Source organism: Hydrogenophaga sp., from assembly GCF_028698005.1.
Lineage (GTDB): Bacteria > Pseudomonadota > Gammaproteobacteria > Burkholderiales > Burkholderiaceae_C > Hydrogenophaga.
Genome location: NZ_JAQVEJ010000206.1, coordinates 1 through 4199, shown reverse-complemented (window position 1 = coordinate 4199; position 4199 = coordinate 1). Strand labels below are relative to the sequence as shown.

Here is a 4199-nt window from a genome sequence, read left to right as displayed (position 1 = left end):
AGGCCGGCCTGGAGGACATCAGCAAGGGCGCCTACGTGCTGGCCGAACCCAGTGAGGTGGGCCTGAAGAAAAAGGCCCAGGCCGTCATCGTCGCCACCGGCTCCGAGGTGCAGCTCGCGCTCAAGGCGCAGGAACTGCTGGCCCGGGAGCACAGGATCGCCGTGCGCGTGGTCTCCATGCCCTCCACCACCACTTTCGACCGCCAGGACGCTGCCTACAAGTCCGCCGTGCTGCCCAAGGGCCTGCCGCGCATCGCGGTCGAGATGGGCGCCACCGACGGCTGGTGGAAGTACGGCGTGTCGGCCGTGATCGGCATCGACACCTACGGCGAATCGGCCCCGGCGCCGGTGCTGTTCCAGCATTTCGGCTTCACCCCGGCCAACGTTGTCGACACGGTGCGTACCGTGCTCGGCAAGTGATCACAGCGGTTTCGGTTTCTTTGTTCATTCATCCACAGGAGTACAGGTCATGACCATCAAAGTCGGTATCAACGGCTTCGGCCGCATCGGGCGCAACGTGCTGCGCAGCGCGGTCCAGAATTTCCCGGACATCGAGATCGTCGGCATCAACGATCTGCTGGAGCCCGATTACCTGGCCTACATGCTCCAGTACGACAGCGTCCATGGCCGCTTCAAGGGCACCGTCGCGGTCGAGGGCAACACCCTGATCGTCAACGGCAAGAAGATCCGCCTGACCCAGGAGCGCGATCCCGCCAACCTGAAGTGGAACGAGGTGGGCGCCGACGTGGTGATCGAATCCACCGGCCTGTTCCTGACCGACGAAACCGCCCGCAAGCACATCGCTGCCGGCGCCAAGAAGGTCATCATGTCCGCTCCCTCCAAGGACGCGACGCCCATGTTCGTGTACGGCGTGAACGACAAGACCTACGCCGGCCAGGACATCATCTCCAACGCCTCGTGCACCACCAACTGCCTGGCGCCCGTGGCCAAGGTGCTGAACGACAAGTGGGGCATCAAGCGTGGCCTGATGACGACCGTGCACGCCGCCACCGCCACCCAGAAGACCGTGGATGGCCCGTCCAACAAGGACTGGCGCGGCGGCCGCGGCATCCTGGAAAACATCATTCCTTCCAGCACCGGTGCTGCCAAGGCCGTGGGCGTGGTGATCCCCGAGCTGAACAAGAAGCTGACCGGCATGTCCTTCCGCGTGCCGACCTCCGACGTGTCGGTGGTGGACCTGACCGTGGAGCTGAACAAGGAAGCCTCGTACGAAGAGATCTGCGCCGAAATGAAGGCGCAGTCCGAAGGCGCGCTCAAGGGCATCCTGGGCTACACCGAAGACAAGGTCGTGGCCACCGACTTCCGCGGCGAGACCTGCACCTCGGTGTTCGATGCCGAGGCCGGCATCGCCCTGGACAAGACCTTCGTGAAGGTCGTGGCCTGGTACGACAACGAGTGGGGCTACTCCAACAAGTGCCTGGAAATGGCACGCGTGGTGGGGAAGTGATGAACACCCCCCTGCGCGGCTGACGCCGCTTCCCCCCTCTCTGGCACCTGCGGTGCCGGAGGGGGGACGGCAGCTTGGGCCGGCGGAGCCGGACCCTCGCTGCCCTGGGGCTATTTCATGACAGGAACCGGGGCCGTTTGGCCCCGGTTTTGTTTTTTCAGCGGGTTATTCGCAGGCGCTGAGGGTGGTGTCGCCGAGGAGGGCCTGGATCTGCTCGTGCTGGGGGGGAGTGACCGCGGGCAGGGTGAGGGTGTGGCTGGTGCTTTCCTCGCGCTCCTGGGCCACGCGGGCGGTGCGAACGCCCTTGCGCATGACGTCCTGCAGGCCCTGCTGGGCGGCGGCTTCGCTGGAGTAGGTGCCCAGGGCCAGGCCCGGACTCAGATGCGGCACGCGCACTTCGCGGAAGTCCACCTTCATCGCGCGCAGTTCGTTCTTCTTGCGCTGCATCATTTCACTGCTGAGTTTGCCCATGTAGACCACCCAGCGGCCGCCGGTCTGTGCCTCGTCCATTTTCCACAGGCCCTGCAGGTCGGCCACCTCACCCAGCGCCGTGCTCAGTTGCCGGGCCTGGGCCTTGGTGAGCCCGCTGGCGCGCCAGCAGGCGGCCGGCAGCGGTGCCGGTTCGCTGGTGGTGGCCACGGGCATGGAGGGTGGTGCGGAGGGGGTGGCCGGTGCCACCGGGGCCGACGCGGGCGCGGACGGCGGCGACGCGGCGTTGAGCAGGCGGACCAGGGTCGGGTTGACCTGCTCCTGCAGGCGTCTGGGTTCGGTCGGGTCCTCGGGGGCCATGCCCAGGGGAGCGAGGTAGCTCTGCGTCCAGGCGAAATACGCCGCGTTGGCCAGCACCAGCAAGACAACCAGGGTCCTCAGCATGGGCGCACACTCACTTCGGCGCTGGTCACCTCGTGCAGCTGGCCGTCGGCCGTGCGCACCCGCAGGCCGCCCTGGGCGCTGACGCCGGCGGCCACACCGGTGCCGCCATCGCTGAGCACCACCGCGCGCCCGTGCAGCGCATCGCGTGCTGCGAAACGGGCGGCAAAGGCGGCAAAACCGTCGGTCTCGAAACGCTGGATGTCGCGCACCAGGGCGGGCACCACCTGCTCCAGCAGTTCGCCGGCCGTCACCCCCATGACCAGTTCCGCCACGCCCGCCGGCGGCATGGGTGGCAGGGCGCCGGGCACTGGCGGCACAGCCGCGGTGGCCTCGGGCCGATTGACGTTCAGGCCGATACCCACCACCAGGGTGCGTGGCGCGTGGCCGCTGGCGGTGGTGGGGCTGGCCGTTTCAACCAGGATGCCGCCGAGTTTGCGCTCCTGCCACCACAGATCGTTGGGCCACTTGAGGCGGACGTCGGGGTGCAGGCTCTCGGCCAGGCTCACGCCCACGGCCAGCGACAGCCCCGACCAGTCGGCGGGCGCCAGCGGCAGGGCCAGCGAGAAGGTCAGCGACTGGCCCGGCCGGCTGTGCCAGCTCTTGCCCAGGCGGCCGCGCCCGGCGGTCTGCGTTTCGGCCACCAGCAGCACGGGTGCGTTCTGGCCGGCGCGGGCGCGGCGCATCAGCTCGGTGTTGGTCGAGTCGACGGTGGGCAGCACCTCGACGGTGAAGCCGGGCAGCGCGGGCGCCACGGCCTGCCACACCGATTCGGCGTGGGACAGGAGCGATGCCGTCGCGGGAGTGGTGGTCATGCCTTGCTCAGCCCAGCTTCGAGGCCTTGCCGGGACGCTTGGGGGCCAGCAGCGTGCCACGGCAGCCCTTGGCGCCGCACCAGCAGGGGTACTGGGCCTTCAGGGCCTTGGTGTAGGGCTCGTCGATCACCAGGCCATAGTCGTAGAACAGCTCCTGGCCGGCCGGGATGTGGCGCAGCGTGCGGATGAACACCCGCCCGTCCTCCACCTCGGCCTCGCAGTTCGGATCGCAGCTGTGGTTGATCCAGCGCGACGAGTTGCCCCCCACCTTGGCGTCGATGACGTGGTCCTCATCAATGTGGAAGTAGAAGGTGTGGTTCGGGTCCGACGGGTCGTGCGGGTGGCGGCGCAGCGCCTCGGCCCAGGTGATGATCTCGCCCGTGTACTCGATCAGGGTCTCGCCTTCGGCCAGGTCGACCAGTGCGAACACGCCCTTGCCATGCACGCCCGAGCGGCGGGTCTGGATGCGCCGGGTGGCGGTGGTGCCGTTGCGGCTCGGTCGGGAGGGCGTTTTCGTCACAGCCAGAAATTTTGGTAAGGTTATTTCATGCAGGTGCGCGCGTATGCGCGTGCACCCACCTGCGCGTGTGCACGCGCGTGAAGCCGAATTGTAGAGATGAACAAAACACTGGTCATTGCCGAGAAGCCCTCCGTGGCGCAGGACATCGTGCGTGCGCTCACGCCGGTGGCGGGCAAGTTCGACAAGCACGACGACCACTTCGAGAACGAGCACTACATCGTCACCTCGGCGGTGGGCCACCTGGTCGAAATCGCCGCGCCCGAGCAGTTCGACGTCAAGCGCGGCAAGTGGAGTTTTGCCCACCTGCCCGTGCTGCCGCCCTACTTCGAGCTCAAGCCCATCGACAAGACCAAGTCGCGCCTGAACGCGGTGGTCCGGCTGGCCAAGCGCAAGGATGTGGCGCGCCTGATCAATGCCTGTGACGCCGGCCGCGAGGGTGAACTGATTTTCCGCCTGATCGAGCAGTACGCCGGTGGCGGCAAGCCGCTGGGCAAACCGGTGCAGCGCCTGTGGCTGCAGTCGATGAC

At 67.5% G+C, this 4199-nt stretch carries 6 protein-coding genes; 3 read left to right on the top strand and 3 right to left on the bottom strand.

Features of this window, described 5'->3' with window-relative positions; translation table 11 throughout:
* The coding region (locus tag PHQ87_RS14720; RefSeq protein ID WP_300235961.1) for a transketolase C-terminal domain-containing protein at window positions 1-419 on the top strand (419 nt) is incomplete at its 5' end.
* 49 nt (window positions 420-468) lie between these two features.
* On the top strand, window positions 469-1467 hold the full coding sequence (gene gap, locus PHQ87_RS14715; RefSeq protein WP_300235958.1) for a type I glyceraldehyde-3-phosphate dehydrogenase: 999 nt from the start codon (window positions 469-471) through the stop codon (window positions 1465-1467).
* A gap of 165 nt (window positions 1468-1632) precedes the next feature.
* Here gap and PHQ87_RS14710 read toward each other — a convergent pair whose 3' ends face one another.
* From PHQ87_RS14710 to PHQ87_RS14700, 3 genes are read right to left on the bottom strand one after another with little or no spacing between them, the layout of a single operon-like run.
* Complete coding sequence (locus PHQ87_RS14710; protein ID WP_300235955.1) at window positions 1633-2340, bottom strand: SPOR domain-containing protein; 708 nt, start codon at window positions 2338-2340, stop codon at window positions 1633-1635.
* Complete coding sequence (locus PHQ87_RS14705) at window positions 2334-3152, bottom strand: biotin--[acetyl-CoA-carboxylase] ligase (protein ID WP_300235952.1); 819 nt, start codon at window positions 3150-3152, stop codon at window positions 2334-2336. The genes PHQ87_RS14710 and PHQ87_RS14705 overlap by 7 nt, the downstream gene beginning before the upstream one ends.
* 7 nt (window positions 3153-3159) lie before the next feature.
* A complete protein-coding gene (locus PHQ87_RS14700) occupies window positions 3160-3672 on the bottom strand; it encodes an SET domain-containing protein-lysine N-methyltransferase (protein WP_300235949.1) in 513 nt (170 codons plus the stop codon).
* 96 nt (window positions 3673-3768) lie between these two features.
* Between PHQ87_RS14700 and PHQ87_RS14695 the strand changes: the two genes are divergently transcribed.
* A partial coding sequence (locus PHQ87_RS14695; RefSeq protein WP_300235947.1) for a toprim domain-containing protein occupies window positions 3769-4199 on the top strand: 431 nt, incomplete at its 3' end.

What these genes read in the sequence shown, in the direction of transcription:
- PHQ87_RS14710 (WP_300235955.1), bottom strand. Translation starts at nt 2,340, where the DNA reads ATGCTGAGGACCCTGGTTGTCTTGCTGGTGCTGGCCAACGCGGCGTAT.
- PHQ87_RS14705 (WP_300235952.1), bottom strand. Translation starts at nt 3,152, where the DNA reads ATGACCACCACTCCCGCGACGGCATCGCTCCTGTCCCACGCCGAATCG.
- gap (WP_300235958.1), top strand. Translation starts at nt 469, where the DNA reads ATGACCATCAAAGTCGGTATCAACGGCTTCGGCCGCATCGGGCGCAAC.